General features: G+C 62.8%; 13 protein-coding genes. 9 read left to right on the top strand and 4 right to left on the bottom strand.

The annotated features are described in order from the left end of the window. Nucleotides 1-74: 74 nt before the first annotated feature. A complete protein-coding gene (locus RP6297_RS07835) occupies nt 75-710 on the bottom strand; it encodes a response regulator transcription factor (RefSeq protein ID WP_009240793.1) in 636 nt (211 codons plus the stop codon). Nucleotides 711-750: 40 nt separating this feature from the next. Further along, entirely contained in the window at nt 751-3,327 is a 2,577-nt protein-coding gene (locus RP6297_RS07830) for a PAS domain S-box protein (RefSeq protein ID WP_009277600.1), read from the bottom strand. A 313-nt stretch (nt 3,328-3,640) separates the two neighbouring features. On the opposite strand from RP6297_RS07830, the gene aceE reads away from it, so the two are divergent. From aceE to lpdA, 4 genes are all read left to right on the top strand, one after another. Continuing rightward, nucleotides 3,641-6,331, top strand: a complete 2,691-nt coding sequence (gene aceE, locus RP6297_RS07825; protein WP_009240791.1) for a pyruvate dehydrogenase (acetyl-transferring), homodimeric type — start codon at nt 3,641-3,643, stop codon at nt 6,329-6,331. Nucleotides 6,332-6,483: 152 nt separating this feature from the next. Next, nucleotides 6,484-8,166 carry a dihydrolipoyllysine-residue acetyltransferase gene (gene aceF / locus RP6297_RS07820; protein WP_009240790.1) on the top strand — a complete coding sequence of 561 codons (1,683 nt, stop codon included), beginning with the start codon at nt 6,484-6,486 and terminating at the stop codon, nt 8,164-8,166. 105 nt (nt 8,167-8,271) lie between these two features. Continuing rightward, nucleotides 8,272-8,844 (top strand): Ntn hydrolase family protein, encoded by a 573-nt coding sequence (locus tag RP6297_RS07815; protein WP_009240789.1) that lies wholly within the window; start codon nt 8,272-8,274, stop codon nt 8,842-8,844. Between the two features lie 58 nt (nt 8,845-8,902). After that, a complete protein-coding gene (gene lpdA, locus RP6297_RS07810) occupies nt 8,903-10,684 on the top strand; it encodes a dihydrolipoyl dehydrogenase (RefSeq protein WP_009240788.1) in 1,782 nt (593 codons plus the stop codon). Between the two features lie 104 nt (nt 10,685-10,788). On the opposite strand, the gene RP6297_RS07805 is transcribed toward lpdA, so the two are convergent. Both RP6297_RS07805 and RP6297_RS07800 read right to left on the bottom strand, forming a co-directional pair. After that, nucleotides 10,789-11,349, bottom strand: coding sequence for a hypothetical protein (locus RP6297_RS07805; RefSeq protein WP_009240787.1), 561 nt, complete (start codon nt 11,347-11,349; stop codon nt 10,789-10,791). 342 nt (nt 11,350-11,691) lie between these two features. Next, complete coding sequence (locus RP6297_RS07800; RefSeq protein WP_009240786.1) at nt 11,692-12,273, bottom strand: phasin family protein; 582 nt, start codon at nt 12,271-12,273, stop codon at nt 11,692-11,694. Between the two features lie 355 nt (nt 12,274-12,628). On the opposite strand from RP6297_RS07800, the gene RP6297_RS07795 reads away from it, so the two are divergent. The 5 genes from RP6297_RS07795 (at nt 12,629) to pbpG (ending at nt 17,404) form a co-directional block, all read left to right on the top strand. Then, nucleotides 12,629-13,636 (top strand): histone deacetylase family protein, encoded by a 1,008-nt coding sequence (locus RP6297_RS07795; protein ID WP_009240785.1) that lies wholly within the window; start codon nt 12,629-12,631, stop codon nt 13,634-13,636. Then, nucleotides 13,633-14,550, top strand: a complete 918-nt coding sequence (locus RP6297_RS07790; protein ID WP_009240784.1) for a DMT family transporter — start codon at nt 13,633-13,635, stop codon at nt 14,548-14,550. The genes RP6297_RS07795 and RP6297_RS07790 overlap by 4 nt, the downstream gene beginning before the upstream one ends. A 58-nt stretch (nt 14,551-14,608) precedes the next feature. After that, nucleotides 14,609-15,052 (top strand): acyl-CoA thioesterase, encoded by a 444-nt coding sequence (locus RP6297_RS07785; protein WP_009240783.1) that lies wholly within the window; start codon nt 14,609-14,611, stop codon nt 15,050-15,052. Nucleotides 15,053-15,067: 15 nt separating this feature from the next. Continuing rightward, the gene (locus RP6297_RS07780; RefSeq protein WP_009240782.1) at nt 15,068-15,775 is read left to right on the top strand and encodes a nitroreductase; all 708 of its coding nucleotides are present in this window, start codon (nt 15,068-15,070) and stop codon (nt 15,773-15,775) included. A 438-nt stretch (nt 15,776-16,213) separates the two neighbouring features. Continuing rightward, entirely contained in the window at nt 16,214-17,404 is a 1,191-nt protein-coding gene (gene pbpG, locus RP6297_RS07775; protein WP_009277601.1) for a D-alanyl-D-alanine endopeptidase, read from the top strand. Nucleotides 17,405-17,423 lie beyond the last annotated feature (19 nt).

Genomic DNA, 17,423 nt, shown 5'->3' with positions numbered 1-17,423 from the left:
GGCAAACCGCGATTATAAATCGCCGCCTTCCTTCCAGCCGCACCAATGAGCGCTGGACCGTTCCTGCGGCCGAATCAGGCGTTGCGAGACAGGGCGAGGCGCAACAAGTCTGCCACCGTATTCACGTTGAGCTTTTCCATGATGTTGGCACGGTGTGCTTCCACCGTCTTGATGGAAATGCCCAGATCGTCGGCAATCTGCTTGTTCAGACGCCCGGCGACGATGCGCTCCAGCACCTGCTGCTCGCGTGTGGTCAGGCGGCTGAGCAGGTCCTTGGCGGCCTTTTGCTCGCGGGCGACCGAGTCTTCGCTGCGCGCCTTGCTGAGCATGCGTTCCACCAGCTCGCGCAGTTCGGATTCGTCGAACGGCTTTTCAATGAAGTCGACCGCGCCTTTCTTCATGGTCGACACGGCCAACGGCACGTCGCCGTGGCCCGTGACGAAGACGATCGGCATGCGGTTGTTCTCTGCCAACAGGCGATCTTGCAGCTCGGGGCCGCTCATGCCTTGCATGCGCACGTCGAGGATCAGGCAGCCGACACCTTCGCCGCGCTTGTCGTCGACCAGGAATTCTTCTGCGCTGCGGTAGGTGCGGACGGTGTAGCCGTTGCCTTCGAGCAGCCACGTCAACGAGTCACGCATGGCTTCATCGTCGTCGACGACGAACACGGTTTCGTTGCGCGGCGCAACTGCGGCGGGCGTTGTGCTCATGGAGGAGTCCTCGGTCTACGTTCTATGTTTTAAAAACGATTTACAGCGGATTCAGCGGCAGGATGATTTTAAACGTACAGCCGATGCCATCGGCGTTGTTTTCTACCCAGAGCCTGCCGAGGTGGGATTCTATGATGGAGCGGCAGATGTTCAGCCCCATACCCATGCCGTCGGATTTTGTACTGAAGAACGGCTCGAACAGCCGCTCCTTGGTGCTGTCGTCCACGCCCGGGCCCTGGTCGATCACCTCGATCAGCACGGAATTTTCCGGATCGTTGATCAGGTTGGCGTGCAGCCGCAGGACGCTGGCAGCGCGCAGGCGCGGGTGGGCGGCCATGGCTTCGGCGGCATTCTTGAGCAAGTTGACGAGCACCTGCTCGATCAGCACCGGATCGACATACAAGGGCGGCAGATCGCCCGGCAGGCGCGTGAGGATGGTGATGCCGCGCCGGGTGGCTTCCAGTTCGGCCAGGCCCACCGCGTCCGCCACGATATCGCGCAGGTCTGACTCGCGCCGCTGCGGCTGGCTGCGCTTCACGAAACCGCGGATGCGCTGGATGATGGTGCCGGCACGTACTGCCTGGGCGGAGGTCTTTTCCAGCACAGGGATCAGCTCTTCCGGCGTGCTGCGCCCCGATTTCAGGCGGCCCACCGCACCCATGCAGTAGTTGTTGATGGCCGCCAGCGGTTGGTTCAGCTCGTGGGCCAGCGACGAGGCCATCTCGCCCATCGTCGTCAGGCGGCTGGTGAACTGCAGGCGTTCTTCGTGCTGGCGCGTCATTTCTTCAGCGGCCTTGCGCACCGTGATGTCGGTGGCGATCTGCATCTGCGCAAGGTGTCCGTCCACCCACTGGATGTAGCGGCGGCGCACCTCGAACCATTTCTGCATCGACGGCACGTAGATTTCACGTGCATCTGCGGCGTGCGGCGTCAGTTCGGAGGCCGGCAGGCCGGCGTAGGCATCCACCAGGTCGAGCGCATCGCTGGAAACGTCTTCGGTGTTGACGTCGTTGCCGGAGAGCTGCAGATGGCCGAACGCTTCCCAGCCGAAGAGCTGGCGGTAGTAGCGGTTGGCGAACAGCAGTTCGGCCTTGTCGGTCGAGAGTACCGACACGGCCGCATCCAGGCTCTCCAGCACCGTGGTGAAGCGGTCGTGCGCAGCGGCGAGGTCTTCGCGGGCGCGCTTGGGTTCGGTGATGTCCGTGATGGAACTCATCCAGCCGGTGTGCCGGCCGCGCGCGTCGATCAGCGGCGAAACGTACATCCGCGCATAGAAGCTCGTGCCGTCGCGGCGCATCATGCGCAATTCCATACCGTTGGCGGGCGCCTTGCCGCGCAGGGTCAGCTCGATGTGCTTCTGCATCTCGCCGATCTCGTTGGGCGGCCAATACGGGAACGGCGGCATGCGCCCCACCAGCTCGGCTTCGGTCCAGCCGATCATGCGGCAGAACGCGGGGTTCACGTAGGTGATGCGGCCGTTGAGGTCGAGCGAGCGCATGCCGATCACCATGGAGTTTTCCATAGCGCGGCGAAATGACGTTTCCGCCAGCAGTGCGCGCTGCGCTTCGGAGCGGCGGCTGGTGTGCCGCCACACGCTCCACAGGCTCCAGATCACGAAGCAAGAGAGGCCGGCCACCAGCCACATCAGCATGTTGTTGGGCAGGTTGGACGGCGCCGGATACGCCTCGGCCCGCAACGACAGCGAATGCCCCGGGGGGTCCAGCAGCACTTCGTACGACGCGGCGGCCTTGGGCACCGGCCGCAACGACGTGCTCGCGCGGACCACGTTGTTCTTGTCGACCAGCGAGAAGCGATACCGGTCGGTCAGCTCGCCCGGCAGCAGCTGCGTGAGGATGCCCGTGACCGAATACATGGCGCCCACCGTGCCCAGGAATTCGTTGTCGCGCACGATCGGAACTTCCATGAGCATGAAGCTCTCGCCGCGCTCGTTCTGGATGGGGCGGGAGTAGACGGCGCGCTGCGTCTCGCGGGCAGCGTCGTAGGCGGATTGGATTTCGGGTTCGAGCGGATGGTCGCGCGTCTCGCGCACGCGCGCGGTGAATTCGGAAGTGGACGGGAACGCCCAGCGCGGGCGGCGCGTCGCATCCAGCCAATTGATGAAGACCAGTTCCGGGTTCTCACGCAGAAGCTGGCGGGCAGCATCGCGATACGCGCTCGGGTCAAGCTGCGCAGCACCGATGTCGCGTGCCAGGGCGGCCACCTGATCCTGGTTGCTCTGCAGGGACAGACGAACCTTCTGCTCGGCCCAGGCCGCATCGCGGTAGAGAGCGTCGCGCTGCTGCTGCACCTCCGTGGCGTGCAACTGATACAGGATGAAAATCATCGCGCCAGCAAACAGGACGATTGCCACCAGCGGGATGAACATGAACCAGTTGGTCGTCCACAGCCGGCCCAGGCGGGTCAGCCACAGGCGGCGGGGCATGTTCGGGTGAACGGCCTCGTCCGACGGCTGTTCGGACGCGTTCACGGAAATGGGCGCAGGCGCCGCAGGCGTTGACGGCTCGGACTTGGCGGCCGGGTCCTGCGAAGCGTGGGAGGGGGCAAGCATGATGGGCGGACGAACGCCGGAATTCTGCGGAGGTAAGGGAGTGGACATCTGTGCAACTGCGCAAAACTAAGTGTAACGGCAATCAACCTGCGGGTCGCTTGGGGAAACCGCTTGGTGAGGTGTCTTGTTCGCTCGGAAAATGCTGCGCTGCAATGTCAAAAGTGATTTGTTTTGCGTCGCGGCAATATTCCACATTATAAAAAACCATATCGCAATTTGAAAATTCCGCTTGTGCTGCGTTTGCGGGTGCCCATAGAATCAGCGCAAAAGTCGGGGTGGCCCTTGCGTGCGTGTGAACGCGCGTGCCAGTGGGCGCCTCACAAGAGACGCAACTACCGTTACTGCTACCAAGGAGACCGCCATGTCGGCCGTACCAGAACAAGTCCTGGGTGCCACGAGCGCCAGCGACGTTGATCCCCAGGAAACCAAGGAATGGCTGGAGGCGCTGCAAGGCGTCATCGGCGCGGAAGGCCCGCAGCGCGCGGCATTCCTCCTTGATAAGCAGATCGAGTACGCACGCATCAACGGCGTGACGTCTCCGCTGCACGCAGAAACCCCGTACATCAACACGATCCCGGTCGAGAACCAGGACCGCATTCCTGGCAACCAGGAAATCGAGCACCGCATCCGTTCGTATACGCGCTGGAACGCCATGGCGATGGTGCTGCGCGCGAACAAGGACACCAACGTAGGCGGCCATATCTCGTCGTTCGCTTCGGCGGCCACGCTGTATGACGTCGGCTACAACCACTTCTGGCACGCCCCGTCGGACAAGCACGGCGGCGACATGGTCTTCGTGCAGGGCCACTCGGCGCCGGGCGTGTATTCGCGCGCATTCCTGCTGGGCCGCCTGACCGAGGAGCAACTCGACAACTTCCGTCAGGAAGTGGACGGCAAGGGCATCTCGTCGTACCCGCACCCGTGGCTGATGCCGGATTTCTGGCAGTTCCCGACCGTGTCGATGGGCCTGGGCCCGATCATGGCGATCTACCAGGCGCGCTTCACCAAGTATCTGGCCAGCCGCGGCCTGATCCAGAACTGGGAAAACCGCAAGGTCTGGGCGTTCCTGGGCGACGGCGAAACCGACGAGCCGGAATCGCTGGGCGCGATCGGCATGGCCGGCCGTGAAAAGCTGGATAACCTAGTCTTCGTGATCAACTGCAACCTGCAGCGCCTGGACGGTCCGGTGCGCGGCAACGGCAAGATCATCCAGGAGCTGGAATCGGAATTCCGCGGCGCCGGCTGGAACGTCATCAAGGTCATCTGGGGCAGCCGTTGGGATCAGCTGCTCGCCCGCGATACCAAGGGGCTGCTGATGAGCCGCATGATGGAATGCGTCGACGGCGAGTACCAGACCTTCAAGTCGAAGAGCGGCGCCTATGTGCGCGAGCACTTCTTCAACACCCCGGAACTCAAGGCTATGGTGGCCGATTGGTCCGACGACGACATCTGGGCACTGAACCGCGGCGGCCATGATCCGCACAAGATCTACGCGGCGTTCCAGTCGGCGACCAACCACAAGGGCCAGCCGACCGTCATTCTCGCCAAGACCATCAAGGGCTATGGCATGGGCGAAGCCGGCGAAGCGATGAACATCGCCCACCAGCAGAAGAAGATGCCGGTGGATGCCATCCGCAAGCTGCGTGATCGCTTCAACATTCCGGTTGCCGACGATCAGCTCGAGCATGTTCCGTACGTCAAGTTCGAAGAAGGCTCGAAGGAACTGGAATACATGCGCAAGGCGCGCATGGACCTCGGCGGCTACCTGCCGGCCCGTCGCCAGAAGGCCGACGCGCTGCAAATTCCGGCGCTGTCTGCGTTTGACGCGTTGCTCAAGGCCACCGGTGAAGGCCGCGAAGTGTCCACGACGATGGCCTTCGTGCGCATTCTGAACATCCTGCTGAAAGACAAGAACATCGGTAAGCACGTCGTGCCCATCGTGCCGGATGAGTCGCGCACGTTCGGCATGGAAGGCCTGTTCCGCCAGGTTGGTATCTGGAACCAGGAAGGCCAGAAGTACGTGCCGCAGGATCACGACCAGCTGATGTTCTACAAGGAATCGCAGACGGGTCAGGTGCTGCAGGAAGGCATCAACGAAGCTGGCGCCATGTGCGACTGGATCGCGGCCGCAACGTCGTATTCCACGCATGGCGTGGCGATGATTCCGTTCTACATCTACTACTCGATGTTCGGCATCCAGCGTATCGGCGATCTGTGCTGGGCCGCGGGCGACATGCGCTCGCGCGGCTTCCTGCTGGGCGGCACCGCTGGCCGCACCACGCTGAACGGCGAAGGCCTGCAGCACGAAGACGGCCACTCGCACGTGTACCACGCTGCCATCCCGAACTGCATCTCGTATGACCCGACCTTCCAGTACGAACTGGCGGTGGTGGTGCAAGACGGCCTGCGCCGCATGTATGTCGAGCAGGAAGACGTTTATTACTACCTGACGGTGATGAACGAGAACTACGAGCACCCCGAAATGCCGGCGGGTGTCGAGGCCGACATCATCAAGGGGATGTACCAGTTCAAGAAGGGCGTCGAAAACAGCAATGCACCGCGCGTGCAACTGCTGGGTTCGGGCACGATCTTCCGTGAAGTGATTGCCGCTGCCGATCTGCTGAAGAAGGACTGGGGCGTTGAGTCCGACCTGTGGGGTTGCCCGAGCTTTACCGAGCTGGCCCGCGAAGGCAACGCCATCGCACGCTGGAACCTGCTCAACCCGACCGAGCCGCAACGCGAGTCGCACGTCGAGAAGCTGCTCAAGAACGCACGCGGCCCGGTTATCGCATCGACCGACTACGTCCGCACCTTCGCCGAGCAGATCCGCGCTTTCGTGCCGCGTCGCTACGTGGTGCTGGGCACCGACGGCTTCGGCCGTTCGGATACCCGCGAGAAGCTGCGCCACTTCTTCGAGGTGGATCGCTACTGGGTGACGGTCGCGTCGCTCAAGGCGCTCGCCGACGAAGGCGTGCTGCCGCGCGAAAAGGTGGCCGAGGCACTGAAGAAGTACAACCTCGATCCGAACAAGCCCAACCCGATGACCGTATAACGGAGCCGCCGGGCGCGCGGGTTGCGTCCCGGCCGGGCACCGCCCCGACAGACTTCCCGCAACGTGCAATTGCCAGCACGATGCGGTAGCCTGCGGGGCAACGCGTGTCCGCCGCCGGATGCTCTCGCCGCCAGACCTCTGGAGACAGAAGAATGAGTCAAGTCGTAGAAATCAAGGTGCCGGACATCGGCGACTACAAAGACGTCCCGGTGATCGAAGTGCTGGTCAAGGCGGGCGATAGCGTCAATGCCGAAGATTCCCTGGTTACGCTGGAATCGGACAAGGCGACCATGGACGTGCCCTCGCCCAAGAGCGGCGTCGTCAAGGAAGTGAAGATCAAAGTGGGTGACGCCGTGTCGGAAGGCTCGCTGGTGCTGCTGCTCGAAGAGCAGGGCGCTGCTGCCGCACCGGCCCCGGCACCCCAAGCTGCGCCCGCACCGGTTCCGGCCGCTGCTGCACCGGCACCCGCACCGGCCGCGCAAGCGCCGGCCCCTGCGCCGGCTGCTGCTGGTGGCGGCACGATCGAAGTGAAAGTGCCGGATATCGGCGACTACACCGACGTGCCTGTGATCGAGATCAGCGTGAAGGTGGGCGACAAGGTGGAAGCCGAGCAGTCGCTGATCACGCTGGAGTCGGACAAGGCCACGATGGATGTACCGTCGCCGGCCGCCGGTACCGTCAAGGACATCCGTGTGAAGGTGGGCGATGCCGTGTCGCAAGGCACGCTGATCGTCGTGCTGGAAGGCGCGGGCGCTGCTGCTGCGCCGGCGCCTGCTCAAGCTCCAGCATCGGCACCCACAGCCGCACCGGCTGCGGCTGCTCCGAGCCCGGCCCCGGCGGCTGCGCCCGCAGCTGTTCCGGCCGCAGCGCCCGCTACGTACACCGCCGACACCGTCGGTACAGTGGGCAAGGCTGCCCACGCCAGCCCCTCGGTGCGCAAGTACGCGCGTGAGCTGGGCGTCAACGTGAATCTCGTGGGCGGTACAGGTCCTAAGAACCGTATCACGCAGGAAGACGTGCAGCGCTATGTCAAGGGCGTGATGAGCGGCCAAGCCGCTGCGCCGGGCAAGGCTGCGGCCGGCGCACCGGCTGGCGGTGGCGAACTGAATCTGCTGCCATGGCCGAAGGTCGACTTCACCAAGTTCGGCCCGGTCGATCCGAAGCCGCTGTCGCGCATCAAGAAGATTTCCGGTGCGAACCTGCACCGCAACTGGGTCATGATCCCGCACGTCACCAACAACGACGAAGCGGACATCACCGAGCTGGAAGCCTTCCGCGTGCAGATGAACAAGGACCACGAAAAGGCCGGCGTGAAGTTCACGATGCTGGCGTTTGTGATCAAGGCAGTCGTGGGTGCGCTGAAGAAGTTCCCGACCTTCAACGCGAGCCTGGACGGCGACAACCTTGTCTTCAAGCAGTATTTCCACATTGGCTTTGCGGCCGATACGCCGAATGGGCTGGTGGTGCCGGTGATCCGCGATGCGGACAAGAAGGGCCTGATCGACATCGCGAAGGAAATGGCCGATCTGTCGAAGGCAGCCCGCGAAGGCAAACTCAAGCCGGACCAGATGCAGGGCGGCTGCTTCTCGATCTCGTCGCTGGGCGGCATTGGCGGTACGCATTTCACGCCGATCATCAACGCACCGGAAGTGGCCATCCTCGGCCTGTCGCGCGGTTATCAGAAGCCGGTGTGGGACGGCAAGCAGTTCGTGCCGCGCCTGACGCTGCCGCTGTCGCTGTCGTACGATCACCGCGTGATCGACGGCGCCGAGGCTGCGCGCTTCAACGCGTATCTGGCCAGCGTGCTGGCGGACTTCCGCCGCGTCAGCCTGTAAGCCCACGCGGGCGCGGCACGCATTTGGCTTCGGGCCTGTGCGTGCCGGCCCGGTTGGGTTTGCAGCGGTCGGCGGACTGGTCAGTGGACTGATGGCGAGGACGACATGACGACGTGCGTGGTGGTCAAGAAAGACGGCGAAGTGGCGATTGCGGCCGATTCGCTGGTGACGTTCGGCGATACGCGCCTGGCGCGCGGTTACGAGCAGAACCAGAAGATCTTCCAGGTGGGCGATTCGCTGATCGCGCTGGCGGGCACGACGGCCCACTTTCCGGTCATGCGCAGCCTGCTGACGGGGCTGGCCGATGAATGCCGCCTCGGCACGCGCGACGACGTCTTCCGGACCTTTCTGAAAGTGCACGAAAAGCTCAAGGACGAGTATTTCGTCAACACCAAGGAAGACGACGATGACCCTTACGAGTCGTCGCAGATCACCTGCCTGATCGCCAACGCCACCGGCATCTACGGCGTCTATTCGTACCGCGAGGTGTTTTCGTTCGATCGCTTCTGGGGCATCGGCTCCGGGCGTAATTTCGCGCTGGGGGCCATGTCGGCGGTGTTCGACATGCCGGGCAAGTCGGCGGCGGACGTTGCACAGGTGGGCGTATCGGCAGGCGTGGAGTTCGACAAGAGTTCGGGCGGCCCGATCGAAGTGCACACAGTCCGTCTGCAGGATTGAAAAGCGTCAGCGGGCCCGGGCGATGCCGGGTGCCGACGACAAGAACAAGGAGTCAGGAATGAGCGTGGTGGAAATCAAGGTGCCGGACATCGGCGACTACAAGGATGTGGACGTCATTGAAGTGATGGTGAAGGCGGGCGATGCTGTCACCGTCGATCAGGCGCTGATCACGCTGGAAACCGACAAGGCCACCATGGACGTGCCGTCGGATGTGGCTGGCAAGATCGTCGAAGTCAAGATCAAGGTGGGCGATAAGGTCAGCCAAGGCACGGTGATCGCCACGGCGGAAGCGGGCGCGGCGGCGGCTCCGGCGCCTGCGCAAGCACCGGCTCCGGCCGCAACGCCCGCTGCTGCGCCGGCCGCATCGGCCCCCGCACCGCAAGCGAGCAAGCATGCCGGCGGCGCTGATATCGAATGCGAGATGCTCGTCCTTGGCTCGGGCCCCGGCGGTTATTCGGCCGCCTTCCGCAGCGCGGATCTCGGCATGAGCACTGTGCTGGTGGAGCGCTTCTCCACGCTGGGCGGCGTTTGCCTGAACGTGGGCTGTATCCCGTCGAAGGCGCTGCTGCACACCGCGGCTGTCATGGAGGAAGTCAAGGCCATGGCCGCACACGGCATTGTCTACAGCGAACCCACGGTTGATATCAACCAGCTGCGCAAGCACAAGGAGTCCGTGATCGGCAAGCTGACCGGCGGGCTGGCCGGCATGGCCAAGGCGCGCAAGGTGCAGGTCGTGCGAGGCGTCGGCGCGTTCCTTGACCCGAACCACCTCGAAGTGCAGTTGACGGACGGCGACGGCAAGGCAGCGACGGGCGAGAAGAAAGTCATCCGTTTTGCCAAGGCGATCATCGCTGCAGGCAGCGAGGCCGTGAAGCTGCCCTTCATCCCGGAAGATCCGCGCATCGTCGATTCGACCGGCGCGCTGGAGTTGCGCGAAGTGCCGGCCAAGATGCTGGTCATCGGCGGCGGCATCATCGGCCTGGAAATGGCCACGGTGTATAGCACGCTCGGCGCCCGCATCGACGTGGTGGAAATGCTCGACGGCCTGATGCAGGGCGCTGACCGCGACCTCGTCAAGGTGTGGGACAAGATGAACAAGGGCCGCTTCGACAAGGTCATGCTCAAGACCAAGACGGTCGGGGTGGAAGCCAAGCCGGACGGCATCTATGTCAAGTTCGAGGGCGAAGCCGCACCGGCCGAGCCGCAACGCTATGACATGGTACTGGTGGCAGTGGGCCGCGCGCCGAATGGCAAGCGCATCGGCGCAGAAAAGGCCGGCGTGGCCGTGACGGACCGTGGCTTCATCGACGTCGACAAGCAGCAGCGCACGAATGTGCCGCACATCTTCGCGATCGGCGACATCGTCGGGCAGCCGATGCTGGCACACAAGGCCGTGCACGAAGGCCACGTGGCAGCGGAAGCCGCACACGGCGAGAAGGCGTATTTCGATGCCAAGCAGATTCCGTCGGTGGCCTATACCGATCCGGAAGTGGCTTGGGCAGGGCTGACCGAAGAGCAGTGCAAGGCGCAGGGCATCAAGTATGGCAAGGGCGTGTTCCCTTGGGCGGCTTCGGGCCGGGCCATTGCCAACGGCCGCGACGAGGGTTTCACCAAGCTGATCTTCGACGAGGAAACCCACCGCATCATCGGTGGCGGCATCGTTGGCACGCACGCCGGCGACTTGATCGGCGAAATCTGCCTGGCCATCGAGATGGGCGCAGACGCCGTGGATATCGGCAAGACCATCCATCCGCATCCGACGCTGGGTGAGTCGGTGGGCATGGCTGCGGAAATCTACGAGGGTGTGTGCACGGACGTGCCGCCGGCTCGTAAGCGTTGAGTTGCAATTAACCGCCAAGTTTTGGAGTTAACTCCGGATCCGGCTGGCAAGCAAAAGGGCCGCTCGAATGGGCGGCCCTTTTGTTTGGGATGATCGGCGGCAGGTCAGTGCCGAGGCTCGGCTGGGCGCCGATGCCGGCGTAGCAGGCGCACCGCCGCGATCAGGCGGCGCCACACCTGCTGCATCGTCCCATGTCGACGGGCGCGCCAGACAGCAATTCGTACCTGCAAGGCTTGCCAGGTCGGTGTTGCCTGCAGGGCGGCCAACATGCGCTGCTTCCACGCCAGGAACGCGGATTCCCAGCGGGTATACCAGGCGATCGTGTGCAACTGTGGGCGCACGGCGGAATAGATGCGCACGCCCAGCCCCGTGCTGACGATTTTGGCTGCGACCAGAACCAACGTGCCTGCAAAGAGATGGCCCCGCGCCAGCACGTAGACGGCAGCCAGCTTGAACGGCAGCAACGCCAGCATCGGTAGGGCAAAGGCGCAGAGGGCCTCGATGGGCTCCAGTTCGGCCAACTTCCGCTCTGCCGCCTGGACCCAGGGATGCGTCGCCAAACGGGCGGTCGCCCGCTGCATGGCCTTCCAGATCCACTCTTCTAGCAGCAGGAAAAGCGCCGCCACGACGATCAGACTGCGCTTGGCCAGAGATTCGCGAGACATTGGGACGGAGAAAAAAACGGTGGGCCGCAATACAGAATGGAGCGCCGGCCGCCTGCAAAGTTCGCAATTTGAAGGGACGACACGTTTCAGGCACACACAAAAAACCCGGCCGAAGCCGGGCTAAAGGTACCCACTGATCACCACTGAGGACAGGTTTCGGTAGCGGGACCGAGGAGACAATCCAACGAACACGGTGGAATGGACCAGCGGCCGCGCGTTTGGGTTCCGCGCAAATGCACGCAAACGTTGAGTTTGGAGGATGGCTCGACGGCCAAAACAAAACGGGCCTCCCGAAGGAGGCCCGCTTCAACAGCCGGAGGACTAAAGACAGTAGCTTAGCGCTTACGCAGCGGTCGTTGCCGACTTCTTGCCGGTGGCAGCGCGCGCTTGAGCCGATGCTTGAGCGGTTGCCTTGCTGGCAGCGTTGGCAGCAGCGTGGAAGTTGCTTTCAGCCAGTTCCACAGCTTGCTTGGTGGCCTTCTGCACCGAGTCGTAAGCGTTGTTGGCGGCCGACAGAGCCGACTTCACCAGGGCAACTGCCGATTCCGAACCGGCCGGAGCGTTCTTCGACACGTTGTCGACCAGCGCTTGCAGCTTGCGGCTGTTTTCAGCGATTTGCGCTTCAGCAGCCTTGCTGAATTCAGTTTGCGTGTCCGAAGCGATTTCGTACAGGTGGCGGCTGTAAGCCAGAACCTTTTCAGCCAGCGGCTGCACTGCGGCGGTTTGCACCGACAGCAACTCTTGGGCGTCCTTGGCGGTCAGTGCCTTCTTGGCGTGTTCGACGTTCTCGGCCAGGGTAGCCTTGACGACCTGCAGGTTCAGTTCGACCAGCTTTTCGACGCCTTCAAAAGCCTTGTTGGTCAGACCGAAGAACGTTTCCAGGTTGGCCTTGTGCGCCGCAGCGATCTGTTCCTGAGTCAGCATGTTGTCTCTCCAAATACAAAGGTGGGTGGGGAATCAAAATGAAAATTTAGATCGCCCAGATGTACAAAGCATGACGGTCTGCGTCGGGCCTTCCAGGCGACATCGCGATGAATTCGGAATGGTGCATCGCAACAATTTCATTGTTGTTGAATGGCAAATCAGTGTCAAGCGTTCTTTGTGCATCGCACAAAAATCAGAATTCCCTGATTTTTCGTGCACAGGAATTGCGTGACCAACCGTTTGGCGTAATTTTTTGTGGCAGGAAAATGCGCGCTCTTGGTGCACGTGGGGTGCCGTCGACCCCTTTCGGCCGTAATTCCGTCTCAAAAAACACACGAGTGCAGCCTAGGTTAGGATGCGCCCGGGTGCTATTTTTGTTGCGTTGCGATTTGTTATTCACATGCGGGCGTTCTACACCGACCACTTTGTATTGCCGTTGCCGCCGGGCCATCGGTTTCCAATGCGCAAGTACAGCGACCTGCGCGCACGGGTTCTGGCCGACGTGCCAGGGCTATCCATGCAGGAGGCGCCGCGGGCGGATGACGATGCGTTGCTGCTGGCGCACACGTTTGAATATGTTGAGGCGGTAAGCGCCGGTCGGCTTGACCCCGCGCGCCAGCGGGAGATCGGGTTTCCCTGGTCGCCGGAAATGGTCGAGCGCAGCCGTCGTTCGGCCGGCGCCACGATGGCCGCATGTGACGCAGCGCTGGCCGATGGCATTGCCGTCAACCTCGCGGGTGGCACGCACCATGCCTATGCGGACAAGGGCGGCGGTTTCTGTGTATTCAACGACGCAGCCATCGCTTCCCGCTGGATCCAGCGCCAATCCGGCAGGACGCCGGGGGATTTTCCGGTCGCAATCGTCGATCTAGACGTACATCAGGGCAATGGCACGGCATCCATCCTGCGCGATGACGCCACGGTTTTCACCTTGTCGCTGCACGGCGAAAAAAACTATCCGTTCCGCAAGGAGGCGTCAGACCTGGATGTCGGTCTGCACGATGGCTGCGGCGACGAAGACTATTTGCAAGCGCTGACCGGCGCACTCGACATCCTGGCCGGGCGCTTCAAGCCGCAGTTGATCATCTATCTGGCCGGCGCAGATCCGCACGAGGGCGATCGGCTCGGCCGGCTCAAACTGACGCTGCAGGGCTTGGCCCGGCGCGATCAGGAAGTCTTCGATTTCGCGTATCAACGGCGCATACCGGTTGCCGTTACCATGGCGGGCGGCTACGGCAACAATATCGACGATACCGTGGCCGTCCACGCGCAGACCATCGCCCTGGCTGCCCGCCACGCACAGCGCTGGGCAGCACGCGACGAGGGCGCTGGCGCATCGACCTCTCTTCCGCTTTCCGCATGACGCAAGTGTCTTCCGTCGCGTCCGGCTCCGCGCGCGACTCCCTGTTTGTCGTCGCCATGCCGTGGCTGTTCGTGCTGATCTGGAGCACGGGCTTTATCGTGGCCAAGTACGGGATGCCGTACGCGGAGCCGATCACGTTCCTGTTTTTGCGCTTCGTGGGCGTGTTGGTGTGCCTGCTGCCCCTGGTCTGGCTTGCGCGCGTACCGGTGCCGCGTCGCGCCGGCACGGGCGACACCGACTGGGCGGCCGTCGGCCACATCGCGGTGGCCGGTTTGTTGATGCAATGGGGCTATCTGGCGGGCGTCTGGGCCGCGGTCAAGCTCGGCATGCCGGCTGGGATGACCGCGTTGATCGTCGGCATGCAGCCGATTCTGACTGCGCTGTATGTATCAATGCGCGGCGAGCGTGTGTCGAATCGCCAATGGCTGGGGTTGCTTTGCGGCATCGCCGGCGTGGGGCTGGTGGTGGCGAACAAGCTGCACCTGGCAGGCGTCGGCGTGACGACGCTTGCGCTGTGCGTGGGTGCGTTGCTGTCGATCACCATTGGCACGCTGTATCAAAAGCGCCATTGCCCGGTGTTCGACCTGCGGATGGGTGCGTGTATCCAGTTCGGGGCGTCGGCGCTGCTGTGTCTCCCGTTCATGTTCCTGTTTGAAACGCGCGAGGTGCATTGGACGCTGCCGATGATCGGCTCGCTGGTGTGGTCCGTGCTGGCACTGTCGATCGGCGCGATCTCGCTGCTGTTTGTGCTGATCCGCAAGGGCGCGGCCACCAAGGTGACGTCGCTTCTGTATCTCACGCCGCCCACGACCGCCGTGATGGCGTGGGCGCTGTTCGGCGAGCGTTTTCCGCCGCTCGCGGCGCTGGGCATGGTCATCGCCGCGTGCGGTGTGGCGCTCGTCATCCGCAAGTGACCGGGTTGGAGCGGCTGGCGTATCCTGATCGCTTTCCACTGCCACCTGCCTGCCGCCCATGAGCACGCCCCGTCAGACGCGCGACGACTACCGCCACTTCCATACCATCACCACGCGCTGGATGGACAACGACGTCTACGGTCACGTCAACAACGTCGTCTATTACAGCTACTTCGACACCGTGGTGAACGCCTATTTGATCGAGCAGGGCGTGCTGAACCCCGAGCACAGCAACACCATCGGCCTCGTCATCGAGACGCAATGCAACTATTTCGCGCCGCTGTCGTTTCCGGACCCCGTGGTGGCAGGACTGCGTGTTGCGCGCCTGGGCAACACAAGCGTGCGTTATGAGGTGGGTCTGTTCCGCGGCGACACGCAAGAAGCGGCCGCGCAGGGCCATTTCGTGCACGTCTACGTCGACCGCGAAACGCGTCGGCCGGTAGCGCTGCCCGATGCGCTGCGTGCCGTGCTCGAGCCGCTGGCGTCCAACATCACCGCCTGAATTTTGCGCATCGCCATGACCGACCGACGCCCCACCTCTGCCGAAGTCGAGCTCGTCGATCAAGCAATCACTTCGCGCCGTTCCGTACGCGCGTTCCTGCCGACGCCAGTCGCTCGTGAAGACATCGAAGCGATTCTGGATGTCGCACGCCGTGCGCCGTCAGGCAGCAACACACAGCCGTGGAAAGTCTATGTGCTGACGGGTGAATCGAAAGCGCGCTTGTCCGAATCGGTGTTGGCGGCGTACGCCCACCCGGAGGCGGACACGGTGCATCGCGAGGAGTATCCGTACTACCCACGCACATGGATCGATCCGTACCAGAGCCGACGCCGCAAGGTCGGCTGGGATCTTTACAGCCTGCTCGGCATCGGGCGCGCCGACAAGGAGCGCATGCACGCGCAGCACGCGCGCAACTTCCGGTTCTTCGATGCGCCGGTCGGCATCATCTTTACAATCGACCGCGTGATGGAGCAGGGCAGCTGGCTTGATTACGGCATGTTTCTGGAAGCCGTGATGGTGGCCGCGCGTGCTCGGGGCATCGATACATGCCCACAGGCCGCGTTCACGCAGTTCCATCGGATCATCGCAGAGCAGCTCGGGCTGACGGATGACGAGATGGTCGTCTGCGGCATGTCGATGGGTTATGCGAATCGCGCTGCCATCGAAAATACGCTCGTCACCGAGCGCGCACCTGTCTCCGAGTTCACTCGCTTCCTGGATTGATGTCGTCATCACGCCGGAGCCCGAACGCTACGGCGCACATATTCGGACAAAGCGAGAATTGACGGTGGAAAGTCATCGAATTATGTCAACAGATACAGCCCATCCGTCGTTAGACTTCCATCTGTGACTCGGATTATGACGCCCGCGTGTTGTTAGGGACCGTTGGGGCCGGTTGTCAACCGTGTTTGTCGCCAAGCGCGACGGAACTCACGGGGGACTTCCAGAATCCGTTGGTGATTCCTCGCTGAGCGTTATGTGCGCCTTGCGCAACTTTTTTCGCGATTGCAGTCCTGCATGAGCAGACAATTGCGTCGAAATGATGACCGAATGATAAGGCTCCACAGGTCAAACTTTAAGGCCGTGAGCTAAGTCCTTCATCTTGCTAAGAATTTTGTTTTTGCCTACACTTGCGCCATCTCACGCGCGGGTGATCGAACCATGTCACGGTCTGTTTCCTCATTTTTTCGACGTCTCGGCTTTGTTTCGCTGATGACCGTCGCGCTCGCTGCCGTCTCTGTCACTACCGTGGCCAACGCTGCCACGACCGACAAAAAACCCGCCGCCAGCAAGAAAGCCAAATCCAAAGGCAAGACCGTCGCTAATCGCAAGGCCAGCGCCAATGTCGCGGCTGCGAGCAGCGATGAAGTCGCCTCCAGCAAAGTCCGCAAGGTCGTCACCGTCAAGGGCAAGCGCCGCGTGATCATGGTTGAGCGTGGTGCTCGTCCGGTGCGCGCCGCGTTTGTGCCGGCATCGCCGACGCTAGGTGAAGCGATGGGCCTGCGTGCGACGCCCGATGCGTTGGCGCTGCGCTCCTCCGTCGCGCTGGTGATGGACCAGAACAACGGCGAAGTGCTGTTCCAGAAGAATTCGTCGGCCGTGCTGCCGATCGCCTCGATCACCAAGCTGATGACCGCACTGGTCGTGACCGATGCACATCAGCCGATGGACGAGCTGCTGGAAATTACCGATGAAGATCGCGACTACGAGCGCAACACGGGCTCGCGCCTGCGCTTCGGCACGATGCTCACGCGCGAAGACCTGCTGCTGCTGGCGCTGATGTCGTCGGAAAACCGTGCGGCCTCTGCACTTGGCCGCAACTATCCGGGCGGTCGTCCGGCATTCGTTGCCGCCATGAACCGCAAGGCACGCGAGCTGGGCATGAACGACACGCACTATGTCGATTCGAACGGCCTGTCGAGCAGCAATGTATCGAGCGCGCAGGATCTTGCCAAGATCGTGATGGCGGCCTATAAGGTACCGCTCATTCGGCAGTTCACGACCACGCCTGAACATACGGTCAGCGCCAACGGGCGCACGCTCCACTACGTCAACACCAACCGTCTGGTGCGCGGCGGAGAGTGGGATATCGGTCTTCAGAAGACCGGCTTCATCAACGAGGCAGGCCGCTGCCTGGTTATGCAGGCCAACGTGCATGGCCGCAACGTCGTGATGGTGTTCCTGGATTCGGCCGGCAACCTCACGCGTTTTGCAGACGCCACGCGCGTGCGCAATTGGCTGGAGCGCAATCCGCACATCGAGCCGGCCACGCAGGCGGCAGCGCCGTTGCGGAATGTGCCGGTGTCCACGCAGCCGGCAACCGTGCTGGCTTCGGACCAGCACGGCGCTTGAGCCGCGGCATCGCCCAACA

The organism is Ralstonia pickettii, assembly GCF_016466415.2.
In the GTDB taxonomy this organism is placed as follows: domain Bacteria; phylum Pseudomonadota; class Gammaproteobacteria; order Burkholderiales; family Burkholderiaceae; genus Ralstonia; species Ralstonia pickettii.
Note: the sequence above shows the minus strand (reverse complement) of the source record. Positions and strands in the feature narration are given on the sequence as shown.